The sequence below is a fragment of the Microbacterium testaceum genome, assembly GCF_001476655.1.
Lineage (GTDB): Bacteria > Actinomycetota > Actinomycetes > Actinomycetales > Microbacteriaceae > Microbacterium > Microbacterium testaceum_C.
Genome location: NZ_LDRT01000134.1, coordinates 1 through 17984, shown reverse-complemented (window position 1 = coordinate 17984; position 17984 = coordinate 1). Strand labels below are relative to the sequence as shown.

Genomic DNA, 17984 nt, shown 5'->3' with positions numbered 1-17984 from the left:
AGGGCGACGTCGCCCTTCACGCACTCGTGTATAGCCTGGAGGTCTCGACCGGCCAGAACACTCTGACGCTCCGTGAGAACGGGCAGCAGGTGAAGACGTACCCCGTGGCCACGGGCACGGGCGGGACGCCCACGCCCCACGGCTCGTTCTTCCTCACCGAGCTCATCGAGCCGACGAACGAGGGCTACGGACCGTACGCCTTCGGGGTGTCCGCGTTCTCCGAGGTGCTGACGAGTTTCGGTGGCGGCCCGGGCCAGATCGGGCTGCACGGCACCGACGACGAGCGGAGCATCGGTCAGTCCGCCAGCCACGGCTGCATCCGCATGTCGAACGACGACATCACCGAACTCGCGGGGCTCCTTCCTCTCGGAACGCCCCTGACGATCGGTCCCTGACCGCGGCCGGTGGTGATGTCCCCGTCCGCATCGGGTGACTTCGACTCAGGCGGGCGTGCGTACCGCGGCGAAGCGGTTGCGCCGCCGCAACGCGAAGCCGAGCTTCTCGTACGCCGCGATCGCGTTCACGTTCGCCGCGGCCGCGTGCATCATCGCGCGGTCCCCGCGCTGCTGGATGTGGAAGGCGACGTCGAGCACCAGACGTGAGGCGAGGCCTTGGCGCCGGTGATCGGCATCCACGGCGACGGCGCTGATCTCGGTCCACCCCGTCGGATGCAGTCGCTCGCCCGCCATGGCGACGAGTCGACCCTCGCGACGGATGCCGATGTACCGGCCGAGCTCGTACGTGCGGGGCCGGAACGGGCCGGGCTGATTGCGCTCGACGATCGCGACCATCTCGGGTGCGTCGTCGGCGCCGAGTTCGATCGCTTCGTCGAAGGGGCGCGTCTGCAGGGCGTCGGTCTCGACGAGCTGGACGCCCTCGCCGCCGCCGAGGTACTCCCACCCCTCGGGGACCTCACCCTCGTAGCCGGACAGGCCCACCTCGGCGCCGGGGCCGACGAGCTCGCGCAGGGCGTCCCAGACGCCGGGGTCGTCCCACGAGCGGACGGCGACGAAGGGAGCGACGTCGGCCGGATAGCGGCGCACCAGGTCGCCGCCGATCGCGAACGAGGAGTGCGGGCCCGCGAGCGAGTACCAGGCGGCGTTGTCGAGGACGGTGGCGTCGGCGTGCGGGGTGTCGAGGGCGGGAGCGGTGGTCACCGAGACACTCTGCGCCGATCGCGGCCGTCGTGCAAACCAGGGGTCACCGCGCGCAACGACGGACTGTCGATGTGACGGGGAGTGACGTCGGGTGACGCCGTGTTTCCGTGTCGGCGCCCGTGCGGCGAGGTCAGCTCATGCGGGAGGGGGGCATCCGGTCCTGAGGCCGCGGCGACGAGAACAGGCTGTGCTTCCGAAACAGGGGAATCTGGGCGGAATCGCCCTGTCCCCGTCGCGGCCCTGTTCTCGTCACACCACGGTGTGCGGCTCAGACCGCAGCGCCCTCCCGCGCGCGCCGCAACGCCCCACCCAACTGCGCCGCCTGACGCAGGGTGAGCCCGGGGATGTAGCACCGGATCAGCGCGATCGCGATGGCCGGGAGCTGGGTGGCATCCGGATACACCATCCACATCGGCGAGAAGTCCGGTTGGAACTTCTTCTTGAAGTTCGCGAGCGATCGGAAACCGTAGGCCGGCTCGAGGAGGGCGCTCAGGGTGTCGAGGCCGCGGTCCAGGGGGCTGCGCTCGTGCTCGGCGACCGTCGAGTGGCGGGCGAGCGGCGATCCCGACAGGCTCATGACCGTCATCCCGTCCGCGCGGAGCTGTTCGACGGCGCGGCCGATGAGGAACTCCATCACGCCGTTCATCGCCTCGTCGCGGCGGCGCATCACGTCCAGCGCGTATCCGGCCACGGCACCCTCACGGTGGATCGGGATCCAGCTCGTGAAAGCCACGATGCGGCCGTGCGCGTCGCGGGCCAGCAGAAGGCGAACGGACGTGTCGTCGATCTGCTCCGTCGAGCCGAGGGTGAAGCCCATCTCGGGGATGGTCTTGTCGGCCACCCACGCTTCGGAGATGTCGCGGATCGCGCTGCGCTCGAGGAACGACAGCGCGCTCCAGCGGGTCCACTCCGCGGTGACACCCTCTCGCTCCGCGCGGTTGGTCGCGGTGCGCACGTCCTGGCGTTTCTTTCCCGCGGGGGTCCAGGTCGTCGGGTCGAGGAAGGCCTCCTCGGCGACTTGCAGGCGCGGCCATCCGAGCGGCTCGAGACGCGTCCGATCCGCCTCGTCGACGCTGTAGAACACCGGGGTCCAGCCGTGCCGTTCGCAGAAGTCGACGAAGTCGCGCCCCACCGTCTCGGCGTCGCGATCCGGGCCGAACGGACCGCCGAGGGTCACGGCGAAGCCTCCCCGCACGCGGTACGCCACGGCGGCTCGGACGTCTGGTGAGAACCAGTACGAGTTCCCCTCCCACAGGGCCATGTGGCCGAGGGTGTCGCCCGATCCCGTCGAGAGCAGGGTGCGCGCGCGCTCGCGATCGGGGGTGCCCGCCTCGGCGCGGGACCCCGCGATGAACCGCGCCGTCGCGATCACGACCGCGATCCAGAAGAGCAGCGGCGGGAGGTACCACGCGGCCTGCGCCGCGCCCGTCACCGGCACGAAGGCGAGCGCCTCCGCGGGCAGCAGCGACGGCGGGACGAGCCGCAGGGGCAGCGAGGCGATCAGCGTCGACAGGTCCGGCCACGGGCGGAATCCCCCCGAGAAGGCCAGGATGCCGACGAGGGCCAGGGCCGAGCAGGCGGCCGCCGCGCCGGCGATCGTCGCCACGAAACGTCTCCGCACGGCGCGTGCGGACGGGATCTGGGCGGCTGAGCGGAAACGCAGGAGGATGACGGCCGCAGCCAGGGGCAGGAGCGCGCCGACGACCATGCTGAGCACGGTCTGCCACGCGTCGGCGACGGCGAAGGCGGCGCGCGCGTCGGCGAGCTGCTCGAGGGTGTCGATCTCGCTCACCGCCACCAGCCCGACCATGGCGACGAAGGTCAGGACGTTGACGACGACGGCGAGGTGCAGCGCCCCGCGGCGCCCCCGCAGGATTCCCCACGCCGCGATCAGCAGGACCAGTTGCGGCAGGAGCGCGATCCATCCCGCCCACGGCTGGAGCTCGGCGTAGTCGGTGACGGGGGAGGGGCAGGGGGCGGCATCGGAGCCGATCGCGCAGACGACGTCGTTCACCGTCGCGAGGGGGTCGTACGACAGCCAGCCGTAGACCGAGAGGAGGCCGGCACCCGACCCCCACAGTGTCGCGATGATCGGCCCGACGGCGATGATCGCGGTCAGCGCGGCCAGCAGCACCCTCTTCTCCCGGAGGGAACTGCGCAGCACGCCGGGGGCGCTCGACCCGCCCAGCAGCAGCCCGGCGCCCGCGCCGACCGGCAGGGCGATGAGCGTGTACAGGTCGCTCGCCGAGGCGGCATAGAGGAAGAGGGTGAGGGCGAACACGACACTGCCGAGCCGGATCCGTCGACGCCAGAGGGGCGAGGCGAAGCAGCTGGCGGCCATCGCGACCGTCAGGAGACCGGCGATCGGGGGAGCACCCGAGACCGGCATGTCGTTCAGCGGGATCGCGGGGATCACCTGCGCCTCGAAGACGCCCACGGCGAGCCCGACGACGCCGACCACGATGCCTCCGCCGAAGAAGGTCATCAGCAGTCGGCGGGTGCCGAACGCCCCCTCCGCGAACCCGCAGACCACGAGGGTCACCGCGAGGACCACCGCCAACGTGGTGGGGTGGTCGACCCGCAGCAGGGCGAGGAGCATGTCGCGGAGGTCGAACGGGCCCGTTCCCACGCGTTCCACATCGGCGCGCATGGTCACGAGGCTGACGATCGTCACGGCGGCGGCGACGGACACCGTCCCGAGACGACGCCGAAGGAACGCGGCGGCCCCGCGGGGACGCGACGCGGACATCGCCCGCGAGGCCTCGGGGGTCTCGGCGGCGCGCTCGGGCAAGGTGGACACCTGGGACATCGGCTCTCCGTCTGACGGGGATGCCAGGGGCCCGGCATCCTCTCCCATGCTTGTCGTCGTGGTGTCCGGGCACATCGGCCGTTCGGACCGGTACGTCATCCGATCGGATGACGTGACCGATCCCGATCGCGTCGGGGAGTCCGCGCGCGAGCCGGCCACAGGCGCCGGACGAGCAGCGGACCCGCGACGCCGTGCAGGATCACGCTCCCGAGCACGACCATGCAGGTCGCGGCGAGCACGAGGAATCCCTCCTCGCCGGGCAGCGCGTTGGCGGCGATGAGCCCGAAGACGATGGATGCCGCGCCCCGTGGCCCCATCGCGGCCACGAACAGTCGTTCCTTCGGGGTCGCCTCGGTACCGACGAGCGAGAGGAGCACGGGCAGGAACCGCCCCACGGTGAGCGCCACGAGGGCGAGGACGATCGCGGGCCACCAGTCGTACGTCGCACTGAGCAGGACGATCGAGGCGAACCCGAAGGCCAGCCAGAGCAGCAGGTTCAGCAGCCACGAGAGGTCGTCGAGCAGGGCGATCTCAGCGGTCGCGAGCGCATCGGTCCCGCGCGTGAGGCGCACGGCCACGCCGGCGACGAACACGGCGACGAAGCCGTTGCCCTGCAGGAGGAGCGCGAGACCGAAGACGATCAGCGGCGCGGCGATGAAGGCGATGCGCATGCTCTGCGGCTCCGTCCATCCGCGGCGGTCGGCGAAGCGGATCGCCCCGCCGATCCCCGTTCCCGCGAGGGCGCCGACGACGACGGCGATGAGACCGGCCGGAGCGGCGACCGCGAAAGCGCGGCCGGCGTCCGAGGTGGTCCCGGCGGAGGCGAAGGCGACCGCGCCGAGGAGGAACGGCGAGACGAGGCCGTCGTTGTAGCCGCTCTCGATGCTCAGCCAGCGGCGTACGCGGGCGGGGACGCGTTCGTCGCGCACCAGAGACGTCTCGGGGGAGAAGTCGGCGGGAACCGAGATGCAGGCGATCGCGAGGATCACGGCGATCGACAGCCCGAGGGGGAGCACGAGCCCGACCGCGAGCACGAGGATCAACGACAGCGGCAGACCGATGCCGAGCAGGCGGGCCGGGACGCCGGTGAAGTGCGAGCGCATCGATCCGCGCACCTCGAGGGCATCCACGAAGAGCAGATAGGCGAGGACGATCTCCGCGAAGAACAGCGTCGCCTTGGACTCGAGGAAGACCTCGGCCGGGATCGGCAGCAGCGCACCGCCGAGCAGCCCGAGACCCGTCATGACGATGGGCCCGTTCACGGTGGCTTTGCGGAACACGCGACTCCACAGCGCCCAGATGAGCAGCGCGAGGCCGACGACGAGGAGGGGGACAGGCACGGGAGGGCTCCAGACGGATCAGCTCGACGGGAGCGTGAGGTCGATCTCGTCGGTGTCGGGCAGGAATCCCTGCGAGACGGTCAGGCGCACGGTGACGGAGCCGTCCCACTCGTCGTCCGCCGCGCCCTCGCGGGGTTCGACGAGGACGTCCACGCCCCGCGCGGCGTCGTGCTGGTCCAGCTCGATGCGCTCGCCCGCGCCCACCCGCGTGCCGTCGCGGAAGGCGACGAGCCGCGCGCGGGGAGCGGACTCGCCGACGAGCTCGACCGTCGCCGTGGTCGAACTGGTCGTGCGGGCCACCGGCGCCGTGCGCAGCTCGATGGGACCGGTCGGCTCGTCCCCGTCGGTCGAGACCGCGTGGGCCGGAGGCTCTGCCACGACCTCCAGGTGCGCGACCCCTCGCCCCCGGATGCCGAGCGGCACCGCGGTCACGAAGAGGACCGCCGCGACGGCGAGGGCGATGCCGCCGACGATCAGGTTGCGGCGGGCGCGTCGGGGAGTGGGGAGCGGTTCGGCGGGATACATGCGGGTCCTCGGGGTTCGGGTGCGGACTCTTCCACCCTCGGTCCGCGAGCGCGCGCCCGTCACCGGCCGACCGGCTACGCTCCCGTCCGTTCGGGTAGTCCGTGGCCGAACGCGCCTCGCACGTCGTCCGCGGTCCCTAATCTGGGCGCATGGCCCCCACCGTCGCCTCCCCGATCCGCGTCGTCGTCATCGACGACGAGGCCCTGATCCGAACCGGGTTCTCCTACATCCTCAACGCCGCGACCGACATCGACGTCGTGGCCACCGCCGACGGGGTGGGGGCGATCGACGTGCTCGAGGCGGCCCGCCCCGACGTCGTCCTCCTCGACATCCGGATGCCGGGACGCGATGGCTTGTCCGTGTTGCGCGAGATCCGCGCCCGGGGGTGGGACATGACGGTCGCGATCCTGACCACCTTCGATTCCGACGACCACATCGCCGCGGCCCTGGACGGCGGGGCGGCCGGGTTCCTCGTCAAGGACACCGACCCGCGCCAGCTCCCGCAGCTCGTGCGGACGCTGCACGGGGGCGGCGTCGTCTTCTCGCCGACCGTGAGCCGCGCGGTCGTCGCCGGTTACCTGCGTCCCGAGACGGGCGGGGACACGCGCCTCGTCGCGGGGCTCACCGAGCGCGAGAAGGAGATCCTCGTGCACCTGGGGCGCGGGTTGTCCAACGCGCAGATCGGGGCCGAGGTGTTCCTCAGCCCCGCAACCGTCAAGGCGCACATCAGCACGATCCTCAGCAAGCTCGGCGTCGAAGGACGCGTCTCCGCCGCGCTGATCGCGGAGCGCGCGGGCCTGCTGCGCGATGCCGAAGGCACGCGATGAGGGAGTGGGCGGTCAGGCACCGCGCGATCCTCGTCGATCTCGGCCTCGTCGCCGTTGCTGCGCTCGACGGGGTCCTCGGCCTCTACACCTCGGGGGTGACCGAGCTGATCCTCACCCTGGTGGGGGCGGCGGGACTGCTTCTGCGCCGACGCTTCCCTCTGGTGGCCGTCGCGCTCGCGTTGCCCGCGCTTTTCCTGACGGGCGGCCCGATCGCCTCGGTGATCGCGCTCGCGACCGTCGCGACGCGGGTGTCTTCCACGACGGCGCTGGTGGTCGCCTCCGCGGTGACCTTCCTCGGTCTCACCCTCTCGTGGGATTCGATCGAGTCGATCAACGATCTCGTGCTCGCGATCGTCTACGGGACGATGACCTCGGGCGGTGCCGTGGCGATCGGGCGCCTTCGCCGGAGTCAGACGCGCTTGGCCGCGAGCCTGGTCGACCTCGAGCGCGCCCGCGAGGAGGAGACACGCCTCGCCGCACGCGAAGCGGTCGCGGAGGAACGCGCGCACCTCGCTCGCGAGATGCACGACGTGGTGTCGCACCAGGTGAGCCTCATCACGGTCCAGGCCGGCGCCCTGATGGTTCGCTCGGAGGACCCCGAGGTCGTCGACACGGCCGACACGATCCGCACGCTCGCCGCCACCACCCTCACCGAGCTGCGACAGATGCTCCTCGTGCTGCGGGCGGACGGCCCGGAGGCGGCGCCGCTGACCCCGCAGCCGACCCTCGAGCACCTCGGGGAGTTGCTCGCCACGGAGGATCTCGACGTCACCGCGGGCATCGATCTGCCGACCGGTCTGCCGCAGGCGATCCAGCGCGCCGTGTACCGCACCGTGCAGGAGGGGCTGACGAACGTGCGCAAGCACGCGCCCGGCGCTCGGGTGACCGTGACGGCGGAGGTCGAGGCGGGCACCGCGATCCTGTTGCGGGTGAGCAACACCGCCCCGACCGAACCCGTGGCCCCGCAGGCCGCCACGGCGAGACTCGGGCACCGCGGCCTCTCCGAGCGCGCCCACCTCCTCGGGGGTTCGTTCCGTTCCCGCCCCGGAGACGACGGCTCCTACGAGATCGAACTGCGGCTGCCGCTCTCGGGGCGCGCGCGTCCCTGAGCCGCCGTCGCGGGTCTCGGGGGCGTTCGCGGACAGGGCGCCGATCCGTTCTGTCAACGCCCGCACGCGACTCGGCGACACCGACCCGCCGTGACGCCATGACGGTCTCCCCACTCCTGCTCGTCCGGCAGGGCGACGAGCACCTGCGCTCCGCGGTCGAGTCCGTGGATGCGGTCCTCGGGCCGGGTTTCGACGATCCGGATGCCACGCGCGCGGGCGGGGGGCTCACCGACCGCGTCGGTATCGGCTTTCTCGCGCGCGACCTGCTGCCCGAGCTGACCGCGGTCGTCCGCGAGAGCTGAGCCGACGCCTGTTCGGAGTTGTTCGGACTTTCCCGAACAGCCCGTTCGGCCGGAATCCGCGGCCGCGCCTTCGATACGTTTCCGAAGCCATGGACCAGTTACTCACCGTTCTCGCGGCGGTCTTCGCGGCCGTCGGAGGCATCACCCTCTTCGTCGCCCTGTTCACCCCGAAGCGATTCGTCGCGAAGAGACCCGCTCGATTCGTGGCGGGTTTCGTCCTGTTCGGACTGTCCGCGTTGCTGTATTTCTTCGCCGCGCAGGGCTGACGGTGCGCCCCCACACCCCGTGCGATCCACGCACCCCGGAACCTTCCCGTCCCGCCAGAGAGGAGACGCCGCAGATGGACGAACCCGAGACGCTCATCGACACCGCCGCGTCGGAAGACAGCAGCGGCCCCGAGCCGACGGAGGCCTCGGACGCCGAGGTCGCCGTCTCCGCGGACGATCTCGCCTCGCCCGACGCCGCCGACCCCACCGATGTCGCTGACCCGACCGACGGCACCGACCGCACCGGCGAAGCCGAGCGGGCGGAGGACGCTGACGCGCCGGCGGACCTGCCGCTCATCCTCGCCGCGCTCGACCGGCTGAACGAGCGCCTCCGCGCGAGCGAAGAGGCCAACCGCAAGCTGCAGAGCAGGGTCGAGAGCCTGCAGGACGACCAGGTGCGCGCGCTGCTGAAGCCGGTGTTCGAACGCCTCGCGAGCTTGCACTCCCAGTCGCGAGAGATGGTGTCGACCCATCGCGGCACCGCGGACGACGCGGCAGACGATTTCGACTACTTCGCGACCGCGATCGAAGGCCTTCTCGGCCTCTACGACATCGTCTCCGTCGACGCCGCCGTCGGCGCGCCGCTGGACGCACGGGTGCACTTCGCGGTCGGCAGCAAGCCCACGGACGATGTCGCCCTCGACGGCACCATCCAACGCGTTCAGAGGCAGGGCTTCACCTACGCGGGTGCGGGGCGGACCCTCCTTCCCGCGCGCGTCATCGCCTACCGGCATAACCCCCTCTCCGCCGACTGACACCCGCCGCCCTCACCCACGAAAGAGCATCATGAACGACTCCGTCTACGGCATCGACCTCGGCACGACGTACTCCGCGATCGCGCGCATCAGCGACCTCGGCGCGGCCGAGGTCGTGCCCAACTTCGAGGGAGACTCCACGACCCCGTCGGTCGTGTACTTCGAAGGGCCCGGTTCCGTGATCGTGGGGGCCGAGGCCAAGCGGACGGCGCTCTCCGACCCCGACAGCGCGTGCCTCCTCGTCAAGCGCCACATGGGGACCGAGTACCCCCAGGAGTTCCGGGGCGAGACGTACTCGCCCGAGGCGATCTCGGCGATCATCCTCAAGGAGCTCGTCAACGCCGCCAACAACACCACCGGCGCGGTCATCGACAAGGTGGTCATCACGGTTCCCGCCTACTTCGGCGTCCAGGAGCGCGAGTCGACGCGACAGGCCGGGGTGATCGCGGGTCTCGACGTGGTCGGGATCGTGACCGAGCCCGTCGCCGCCGCGCTGTCGATCGGCGCCCGCAGCGACCAGGCCGAGACGATCATGGTGTACGACCTCGGCGGCGGAACCTTCGATACGACGATCATGGAGACCCGTGAGGGGGCCGTCGAGGTCATCGCCGTGGACGGGAACCGCAAGCTCGGCGGCGCTGACTGGGACGATGCCCTCGTCGACCTCATCATCGGCAAGTTCGTCGCCGCGGCCGACCTCGGCGACGAGGACCCCCGCTACGACGAGGAATTCATGCTCGACCTCCGACTGGAGGCCGAGGACGCCAAGAAGTCCCTGTCGCGGCGCGAGAGCGTCACCCTCCGTCTCTCCTTCGACGGCACCAAGGCCATGGTCGAGGTGACCCGTGAAGAGTTCGAGGCAGCGACCCGCCACCTTCTCGCGCAGACCATCGAGATCTCGCGTCGGACGGTGGAGCTCGGAACGACCAAACGTCCGCAGTTGAGCATCGACCGTGTGCTGCTCGTGGGGGGATCGTCCCGGATGCCGGCGGTCAAGGCCGCGCTGAAGAACGAACTCGGCTGGGAGGCGCAGGACACCGAGTTCGATCTCGCCGTCGCGAAGGGGGCGGCGATCTACGGGCAGGCGGCCGTCGATGAGGTCCTCCGCACCGGGGATGAGGCGGCACCCGTGGACGTGGCTGCCGACGCGCCCGGGCGCCCGTTCCTGCCCGGCGGGTCCGCGAGTCTCACGGTGAAGAACGCCCTGTCGCGCTCCGTGGGCATCAAGTTCGCCCGCGACGAGAACGACGCCGAGGGGTACATCAGCTTCTTCGCGCACTCGAACGATGCGATTCCGGCGGTGCCCGAGCCCATCACGGCGCTGACACTGTCCGAGGGACAGACCTCGGTGGAGCTCGGCCTGTACGAGCAGGCCGGCGAGCGCGAGTCCGAGGCCCTCGCCGACAACCGATTCCTCAAGGACGCCGTCCTCGCCTTGCCGAAGCCCATGCCCCGGCAGTCGCCGATCGAGATCGCCATCCGCATCTCGGGCGAGGGTCTGGTCACCGTCACCACGACCGACCCCGCGAGCGGGGCATCGGTCGACCTCGAGGCCTCCGTGAGCGTCCTCACCGAGGAGCAGGTCGAGCAGGAGACCGCGAAGGTCAGCACGCTCCTGTCGCGGTCCTGACGACATGGCGTTCGACGCCCGGGCGTACCGCGATGCCGTCCTGAAGAAGCACTCCCGCGGCGAGGACTACGAGCAGCTGCGCGACGTGATGGCGGCGCTGCAACGGGACCCGTCGAGCACCGCCTACGCGGCGCTCGACCTGAACACGTTGTTCGGCATCGATCACCCGACGACGGCCGCTCAGCTCGCGGACTGGGATGCCAGGATCGTGCCCGCGCTCAACAAGGCGGCGACGCTCCCGGCCGCCAAGTTGCTGCGGGACCTGCTCCACGCGCTGAAGAACCAGGGTGAGGACGTCACGGATCCCGCCTTCTGGGGCCGGCTCGCCGCGCGCCGCGCGGATCTGGTGATCGAGCGCCTCGAGGGCGGCATCCGGCAGCTGCGCGCGGAGTACCCGTTGGGCGTGGTGACGATCGCCGATCTGACGAGCCGTCTCTCGACCCTCGGTATCACCGGGGTCACCGAGGCGAGTCTCGTCGCGGTGGCGCAGAACGAGGGGCTCGGGGTGTTCGAGCCGCCGACTCTTCCCGGGGCGGTGCCCGCGGCGCTCCGCCCGATCTGGCAGCAGCTGCGCAAGCACGCCGCGTACCGCACGGTGCTGGACGTCATCCTGCTGCACCGTCCCGAGGACGTCCGCGACGTCGACGTGCTCGACACTCTCGCCGTCGCCGGATCCGACCTCACCGCCGACGAGGTCTCCCGCGCGCGGCGCAAGAGCGAGCAGGGGCAGGACACCGATGCCCTGCAGGACGCGCAGAAGTTCCTCGGTGCTCTCATCGACGCCTGCACGAAAGACCCGTCGGTGCTGCACGAGACGGTGTTGAGCACTCTCGCCGAGAGCGTCTCCGTGCAGCTGAGCCGGGGGAAGCCCCACCTCGCGATCCGTGACGAGCTCGTGGCGAGCGGCATCCGGGACGGCGACGCCTCGCGCCTCGTCTCTGCGCTCGCGAGGTCCGCCCAGGCCGCTCCCCCCTCCGTCGGGCTCGACGAGGTCCGCGACCTCATCCGGCGGGCACAACTGTCGGAGGCCGAGCGCACACTCGCCTCCGTCGATCCCGGCGAAGACGACCATCGACGCGAGCACGAGGCGCTTGTCGCGCAGGTGGCGCACCTGAAGGACCGGAAGCGGATCGCGATCGAGGAGTACCGGAGCGCACTCGCCGGCCGTGACTTCGCGACGGCCCTGCGGGCGGTGCAGGACGCGTTGACGCTGGACGAATCGGATCCCGCTCTGGCCGGGTTGCGCGAGGCGCTGCCCCCCGAGGTCCCGCACTCCTTCCGCGGCGTGGCGACGGCCGCCGGTGTCGAGCTGACCTGGGCACCCAGCTCGGACGACGGCGTGGCGTATGCGGTGGTGCGACGGAACGGACGTGTGCCGGCCACGCCGACGGACGGCCACGTGGTCGTCGCCCGCACCACCGACCCCTCGACGCGCGATGCGGAGGTGAGCAACGGCGAGACGTTCACCTACGCCGTGTTCGCCACCCGGGACGGCCGGGTGTACTCCGATGCCGCGGCGGTCACCCTGACGCTCCTCCCCGAGCCGGGGGACCTCACCGCCCGAACCGATCCCACCGCCGCGCACCTCAGCTGGGCGACGCCTCCGGGCGCGTCCTCGGCGGTCGTCACCCGCATCGATGCGGACGGATCCCGCACGGTCACGGAGGTGTCGCACGGATCGAGCTTCGGCGCGAGCGGTCTTGTCCCGGGGGCGACCTACCGGTTCACCGTGCAGGCCGTCTACCTGCTGGCCTCGGGACGCGAGCTCAGCACTCCCGCGTCGATCAGCGTCGTGCCGCGTGGGGTGGCGACGGCGGTCCGGGACATGATCGTCCAGCCCTCGGCCGGCAGCGACGGCGCTCTCCTCGTCGCGGCGTGGAGCCGCGTCCCCGGATTCGTCGTCGACCTGTGGTCGTTCCCGCGCGCAACGGAGCTCGCCGAGGGGACGCTCGTCGACCTCGCCGAGTTGCCCCGGCTGGGTGGGACGCGCGTGCCGCTTCTGCCCGGGAGCGCGGACGGTGAGGCGCGCTTCGCGACGCCGTCCGACATCACCAGGGTGATTCCCGTGACGGTGACGGACGCGCGCGCCGTCGTCGGGCGGTCCGTCATCGCCGGCCGCGCCCCCCTTCCGACCCAGGTCACCGCCGAACGGTTCGGCGCCGATCTGCGCGTGTCGTGGGACTGGCCCGAAGGGGACGGCCTGGTCGAGCTCTCCTGGCGCGAGGGCGGTCAGGCGCGGTCACGCCGCTTCACCCGTGCCCGCTACCGGTCGGAGGGCGGCGCGAAGCTCGGCAACGCTGCGCAGATCAGCGGTCTCACCATCGCCCCGGTCGTGCGCATCGACGACGAGGAGTGGGTCTCCGAGCCGGTGGCGGTCGACGTCGGTTCGACGGACTCCACGCCCGCGGCGCGCTACTCCGTCCGGCTGCGCAAGAGCCTGCTGGGCAAGACGACCGCCCACGTCGAGGTGCACAGCTCGCGGCCGGGCGGAACGATCACCGCCGCCGTCGTCGTGAAACAGGGCGCCGTCATGCCGTTCGGCCTCGACGACGGGGAGCGCGTCGCCCAGCTGGAGTGCGCCTTCGCCGGTGACGAGCCCGTCACGCATCAGGTCGAACTCGGCAAACGCGGCTCCCCCTTCTGGGTATGTCTTTTCCCCCTCGACGATGCCGTCGAACTCATCCCGCCTCCGACCTCCGAAATGAAGGGCTGACGATGCTCGCTTCCCTGTTCGCTCCGAAGAGCACCGCCTGCCCGTACTGCTACCAGACCCTGAATGTGGCCAAGGTCGCTTTCCGCTGCGCGGGTCGCGGCATCCCCGGGCGTCCCGTGTGCGAGGCCCAGACCGATCCGAAGCTGTACCGGACCTTCCAAGACGCCACACCCGTCATGCCCGCCATCGTCGTCATCAAGCCGGACGGCACCCGCCCCGTCGACGAGAACAACGAGTACGAGGACGTCACGGCGCGGTCGTCGGCGACGTGCGGTCAGTGCGGGGGCGAGAGCAGCATCCGGATGTGCCCGTCCTGCCACAGCGTGCTCCCGCGGAGCCTCGACAACAGCTCTCCGCTCTTCGGTCTCGTGGGCGTGCGCAACTCGGGCAAGACGGTGCTGTTGTCGGTCATGCACAAGGAGCTCGTGCGCACCGTGGCGCGGCGCTTCAACGCCTCGATCGACACCCCGGGCGGCACGAGCGGTCTCGCGCGCGACCTCGCACAGTTCGAGGCGGAGATGACGCGTGACGGCGGCCACCTCCCCCCGCAGACGGCCGCGACCGGCGGCCAGAAGAAGCAGCCCGCGGTCTACGAATGGAAGTACACCGTCAAGGGCAAGTCGGCCGCGACGATCTTCTCGTTCTACGACAGCGCGGGAGAGGACATCTCGCGTCAAGACGAAGCGATGAAGCAGCAGTATCTCGGCCAGTCGTCGGGCGTGATCCTCTTGCTGGACCCGTTCGCCTTCCCCGAGAACCTCGAGCGCGCCGCCGAGCGCGGAGCGGGTACGGGCGACGGGGCGGACACCCCCGAGACGGCGCTGGACGGCATCACGTACGTGCTGGGACACACCCTCGCTCGCAACAAGAAGATCAAGACGCCGCTGGCCGTGGTGATCTCGAAGATCGACGCCTTCTTCGACCAGGTCCCGCCGCACCACCCCCTCCGGCAGCAGGGCAGCGCGGAGGCGGTGTTCGACGAGGTGGAGTCGCGGACCATCCACGACCACGTCGCCTCGATGATCACCCGATGGGGTGGGGACGGGCTCCTCCGCAAACTCGAGCAGGAGTACACCACGTACCGGCTGTTCGGCGTCTCGGCGCTCGGTGCGGAACCCGAGTACCGCTCCGGCACGGTCAACGCGCGCGGACTCCTCCCGCATCGAGTGGCCGATCCCCTTCTGTGGCTCATGGCCGACCGCGGATTCATCCCGAAGAACAAGGCGTAGGGCACAGCGATGTTCGAAACGGCGATCTTCACCGACGTCACGCGCGAAGAGGCGATCGATGGTGCCGACGGGTTCAACTTCCAGGCGGTGTCACCGGGCCTCGACGCGCGGGACCAGCGCAACATCCGCGAGCTCCTTCTTCATCAGGTGAGCAACCGGTGGCCGGCGGACGCGGCGGAGGAGGACCACCCTCCGACCTCGGCCTACGTCCGGCGAGACGACCGTCTGTACTTCTCCCGCGGGGCGTCGATCGGCCAGACGCACAACGGGCGCCGCGGGAATCAGCTCACGCAGGCCGTCGTCACGGGGGAGAGAGACGACATCCTCCCTCATCGACCCGCCCAGATCCACGCGGCCACGATGTGGGATGTCCGCAGAGCCCCCACCCGCGTCGCCGAGCCGTGGTTCGCGCCGCTGCAGATCACCGACGACTTCGACACCGAGGCGATCCTGCGCTGGGCCCAGGACGACCCCTGGGTCTGGCAGACGCTCCCCGCCTACCTGAGCATGCTCGCCGACGCGTCGGGCCCGACCGCGCGCAAGGTCATGATCGTGCACGACGACCTCGAGACGGTCCTGCGCTGGTTCGCCCTGGGGACGCTGCTCCTGGACGAGCAGAGCGCACTCGACATGGAGTACCGCGCGTTCGCGACGGAGCCCTTCCAGACACGGGCCCCGCTGGTGGGGGTGCACCCGGCGCTCCAGCAGGGGGCGCCGCTGACCGGAGCGCACACCATCGACCTGCTGCGTCGGGAGGTCTCGCCGATCGAGGTCACCGAGGCGTCCCGCCGTGTCGTCGGCTGGGTTCGCGACCTCGACACACTCGACGCCCTGGGCGTGATCGGTGTCGCCCAGAAATGGATGCCGCGCCTCGGCGTCGAGATCGGGGCGGCCGGTGCCGAGATGGTCACCGGCATGCGTGACGTCCCGATCGGTCGGGAGGAGTGGAACCTCGGCATCGCCGTCATCCAGGGCCTGGCCGAGAACGACCTGATCGGCGATCTCGCCCTCTACGTCGACGAGCTGGGCGACGCGGTCGCCGGTTACGAGCTCAGCAGCGAGGACGACTTCGTGCGGGCCGCCCGTGCGGTGCGATTCACCTCGACCCTCGATGTTCCGGGGCTGGCGACGACGATCCTCAACGCGACTCTGGAGAGCCTGGCGAAGAACCCGGCGGCGCACACCGCGGCCTGGGTCGCCGAGGCAGGCGCCGCGGGCACCTGGGAGTGGCCCGCGGATGCCGATCGCGAACAGCTCGCGGCCTACCTCGCCGACATCATCCGCGGTGCCCCGTTCGACATGCTCGACGAGCTGCTGTCCCTCGCCCTTCCCCTCGCCCCCGAGCTCGCCGCCCACGATCTCGCGTCGGTGCGCGAGCGGGTCGTCAGCCATACCCTTCGGCATCCCGAATTCGCCCGGCCATCCGCGCGCTGGGTCTTCGGCGACGGGATTCGCGATGACGTGCGTGCACGGCTCGTCGAGGTGGCGGCGTCGACGGCGCGGACGACACCGAGCGCGCGGGACCGCGACCGCGTGCTGAGGCAGCTCGCTGCGGGCGAATGGGACTACCTGTCCGTGTCCGGCGACCCCCTGGAGCCGTGGATCGACGCGGCGCGGATCGCCCGCGTCCCCCTCGCCCGGCGCGCACGCGCCATCGGCGCGCAGCGCCCTCCCCTCTCTCCCGCGACGTGGGAGCTGGGCGTCCTGGACACGCGCCTGCCCGCGAACGGCGATGTGTGGGAAGCCTGGATCGCGAACGCGGGGATGGACCCCGACCTGCGCACGTACCTCGTCGGTCACCTGCGGCCCGTTCTCGATCAGGACCCGAAGCGGGCCCGCGCCAAGGACGTGCAGGCCTGGCGCGACCTCGTCGACGCCGTCGTCGCGGCTCGGCCGGGCGATGCCGATTTCCGCGCCGCCTCGGGCGCTCTCGGCGAGCTCATCGCGCAGATCCCCTCCCCCCTCGATCGCTTGAGGTGGAAGAAGGACCGCTCCGCTCCTCCTGAGAGAAAGAACGACTGAGCCATGCACTACGTCATCCTGTTCGGCATCCTTCTCGTCGTCGTGGTCCTGGTCGGGTGGATCGTGATCGTCGCGGCCATCCGGGTCATCGGATTCCTGCTCGGCTACGTCGTCCTCATGGCCGCGGTGGCCTTCGCCGTCGGCCTGGTGTGGGGCACGATCTCGCCGATCCGCATCCTGCGGTCGTCGTCGCGTGTGGGCGTCCGCATCGCGACCCCCGACGAAGTCCGTAACGGGAACGTCCTCGGTGCGGCACCGAAGCGACGGTCCGCTCACTTCGACTGGGACCACGCGTGGCCGCTTTACGTGCCGTACCAGCTGCGTCTCGATCAACGCGCGGTGCTCGCCGGCGCGCGGGCGCCGCTGGCCGCGATGGCGCGGACGCAGACCTTCCTGCCCACCCCTCGGGCGTGGTACTTCGCTCTCGTGCGCCACCTCGTGTGGGCGATCGTCTTCGGGATTCCGATGGTCGGTCTCGTCGCGGGCATGTGGGCCGCGACGGGGCTGTGGATGGTGATCACGACGGTGTTCCGCGGCGTGGTCTCCACCTCGCAGCGCCTCACGACGTGGTTCCTCTCGATGCGTGAGAAACGCGAGACCCGCCGGAACCACCTCGGCGCGCGCTGCACGCGGTGCTACCGCCAGTCCGAGATGCCGAGCTTCCGCTGCCCGAACCCGCAGTGCGGCGAGATCCATCGCGATGTGTCGCCCGGACCCCTCGGAATTCGGACCCGCGTCTGCCACTGCGAGGCCGTGATCCCGCTCACCGTGGCCGCCGCCTCCCGCTCCCTCACCGCGATCTGTCCCGTCTGCGACGCCGAGCTCCCCTCGGGCACGGGAAGTCGTCGCGTGGTCGCCCTGCCGGTGTTCGGCTCGGTCGGCTCCGGGAAGACGCAACTGCTCGCGTCGATCGCGGACGCGCTCCACACGAAGAGCGCCGACGCTTCCGACCCCCTCGAGGTGACCGCACTCACCGACGTGTCGGCCACCTTCCTCGCGACGGCCGTCGCCGATTCCGCGGCCGGTCGTCCTCCTCTGAAGACCCAGCGGCAGGACCGCCCCGAGGGCCTGGCCTACGTCCTCGACAGGTCCGGCTCCGCGCTGGAGCTGCAGATGATGGATGCCGCGGGCGAGAGCTTCGTCGACACCCAGGGCACGCAGTCGCTCGGGTATCTCGACATCTCCCACTCGCTCGTGTTCGTCCTCGACCCGCTCTCCATCGACGAGGTGCGCGAGCAGTACGAGCGCAGTCCGCTCGCCGGCACGGTGCCCGTCGCCCAGGGCGACGGGCACCGTGCCG

The 17984-nt window shown here is 71.0% G+C and carries 15 protein-coding genes; 11 read left to right on the top strand and 4 right to left on the bottom strand.

Features of this window, described 5'->3' with window-relative positions; translation table 11 throughout:
- A partial coding sequence (locus NS220_RS15960) for a L,D-transpeptidase (RefSeq protein WP_153004333.1) occupies positions 1-395 on the top strand: 395 nt, incomplete at its 5' end.
- 45 nt (positions 396-440) lie between these two features.
- Here NS220_RS15960 and NS220_RS15955 read toward each other — a convergent pair.
- From NS220_RS15955 to NS220_RS15940, 4 genes are all read right to left on the bottom strand, one after another.
- Positions 441-1157, bottom strand: coding sequence for a GNAT family N-acetyltransferase (locus NS220_RS15955; RefSeq protein ID WP_058625008.1), 717 nt, complete (start codon positions 1155-1157; stop codon positions 441-443).
- Positions 1158-1425: 268 nt separating this feature from the next.
- The gene (locus NS220_RS15950) at positions 1426-3966 is read right to left on the bottom strand and encodes a bifunctional lysylphosphatidylglycerol flippase/synthetase MprF (protein ID WP_058625007.1); all 2541 of its coding nucleotides are present in this window, start codon (positions 3964-3966) and stop codon (positions 1426-1428) included.
- A gap of 95 nt (positions 3967-4061) precedes the next feature.
- A complete protein-coding gene (locus NS220_RS15945; protein ID WP_153004332.1) occupies positions 4062-5306 on the bottom strand; it encodes a cation:proton antiporter domain-containing protein in 1245 nt (414 codons plus the stop codon).
- A gap of 18 nt (positions 5307-5324) precedes the next feature.
- Positions 5325-5831 carry a hypothetical protein gene (locus NS220_RS15940; protein ID WP_058625006.1) on the bottom strand — a complete coding sequence of 169 codons (507 nt, stop codon included), beginning with the start codon at positions 5829-5831 and terminating at the stop codon, positions 5325-5327.
- Between the two features lie 149 nt (positions 5832-5980).
- Between NS220_RS15940 and NS220_RS15935 the strand changes: the two genes are divergently transcribed.
- The 10 genes from NS220_RS15935 to NS220_RS15895 all read left to right on the top strand — a co-directional run.
- Positions 5981-6658 (top strand): response regulator, encoded by a 678-nt coding sequence (locus NS220_RS15935; protein WP_058625005.1) that lies wholly within the window; start codon positions 5981-5983, stop codon positions 6656-6658.
- Positions 6655-7767 carry a sensor histidine kinase gene (locus tag NS220_RS15930; RefSeq protein WP_058625004.1) on the top strand — a complete coding sequence of 371 codons (1113 nt, stop codon included), beginning with the start codon at positions 6655-6657 and terminating at the stop codon, positions 7765-7767. Before NS220_RS15935 ends, NS220_RS15930 begins: the two co-directional genes overlap by 4 nt.
- 98 nt (positions 7768-7865) lie before the next feature.
- Complete coding sequence (locus tag NS220_RS15925) at positions 7866-8069, top strand: hypothetical protein (protein ID WP_058625003.1); 204 nt, start codon at positions 7866-7868, stop codon at positions 8067-8069.
- An 89-nt stretch (positions 8070-8158) separates the two neighbouring features.
- Positions 8159-8335, top strand: a complete 177-nt coding sequence (locus tag NS220_RS20245) for a hypothetical protein (protein WP_193755396.1) — start codon at positions 8159-8161, stop codon at positions 8333-8335.
- 74 nt (positions 8336-8409) lie between these two features.
- Positions 8410-9090 (top strand): nucleotide exchange factor GrpE, encoded by a 681-nt coding sequence (gene grpE / locus NS220_RS15920; protein WP_058625002.1) that lies wholly within the window; start codon positions 8410-8412, stop codon positions 9088-9090.
- 31 nt (positions 9091-9121) lie between these two features.
- Positions 9122-10720, top strand: a complete 1599-nt coding sequence (locus NS220_RS15915; RefSeq protein ID WP_058625001.1) for an Hsp70 family protein — start codon at positions 9122-9124, stop codon at positions 10718-10720.
- A 4-nt stretch (positions 10721-10724) separates the two neighbouring features.
- Positions 10725-13433 carry a fibronectin type III domain-containing protein gene (locus NS220_RS15910; protein WP_058625000.1) on the top strand — a complete coding sequence of 903 codons (2709 nt, stop codon included), beginning with the start codon at positions 10725-10727 and terminating at the stop codon, positions 13431-13433.
- Positions 13434-13435: 2 nt separating this feature from the next.
- Entirely contained in the window at positions 13436-14662 is a 1227-nt protein-coding gene (locus NS220_RS15905; RefSeq protein WP_058624999.1) for a TRAFAC clade GTPase domain-containing protein, read from the top strand.
- 9 nt (positions 14663-14671) lie between these two features.
- Positions 14672-16684: a GAP1-N2 domain-containing protein gene (locus tag NS220_RS15900; protein WP_058624998.1), complete on the top strand. Its 2013-nt coding sequence runs from the start codon at positions 14672-14674 to the stop codon at positions 16682-16684.
- 3 nt (positions 16685-16687) lie between these two features.
- Positions 16688-17984, top strand: a 1297-nt coding sequence (locus tag NS220_RS15895) for a TRAFAC clade GTPase domain-containing protein (RefSeq protein WP_058624997.1), incomplete at its 3' end; no start/stop codon positions are given.

Coding starts and splice junctions, on each gene's coding strand:
- grpE (WP_058625002.1), top strand. CDS start 8,410: ATGGACGAACCCGAGACGCTCATCGACACCGCCGCGTCGGAAGACAGC.
- NS220_RS20245 (WP_193755396.1), top strand. CDS start 8,159: ATGGACCAGTTACTCACCGTTCTCGCGGCGGTCTTCGCGGCCGTCGGA.
- NS220_RS15910 (WP_058625000.1), top strand. CDS start 10,725: ATGGCGTTCGACGCCCGGGCGTACCGCGATGCCGTCCTGAAGAAGCAC.
- NS220_RS15930 (WP_058625004.1), top strand. CDS start 6,655: ATGAGGGAGTGGGCGGTCAGGCACCGCGCGATCCTCGTCGATCTCGGC.
- NS220_RS15950 (WP_058625007.1), bottom strand. CDS start 3,966: ATGTCCCAGGTGTCCACCTTGCCCGAGCGCGCCGCCGAGACCCCCGAG.
- NS220_RS15925 (WP_058625003.1), top strand. CDS start 7,866: ATGACGGTCTCCCCACTCCTGCTCGTCCGGCAGGGCGACGAGCACCTG.
- NS220_RS15940 (WP_058625006.1), bottom strand. CDS start 5,831: ATGTATCCCGCCGAACCGCTCCCCACTCCCCGACGCGCCCGCCGCAAC.
- NS220_RS15900 (WP_058624998.1), top strand. CDS start 14,672: ATGTTCGAAACGGCGATCTTCACCGACGTCACGCGCGAAGAGGCGATC.
- NS220_RS15915 (WP_058625001.1), top strand. CDS start 9,122: ATGAACGACTCCGTCTACGGCATCGACCTCGGCACGACGTACTCCGCG.
- NS220_RS15905 (WP_058624999.1), top strand. CDS start 13,436: ATGCTCGCTTCCCTGTTCGCTCCGAAGAGCACCGCCTGCCCGTACTGC.
- NS220_RS15935 (WP_058625005.1), top strand. CDS start 5,981: ATGGCCCCCACCGTCGCCTCCCCGATCCGCGTCGTCGTCATCGACGAC.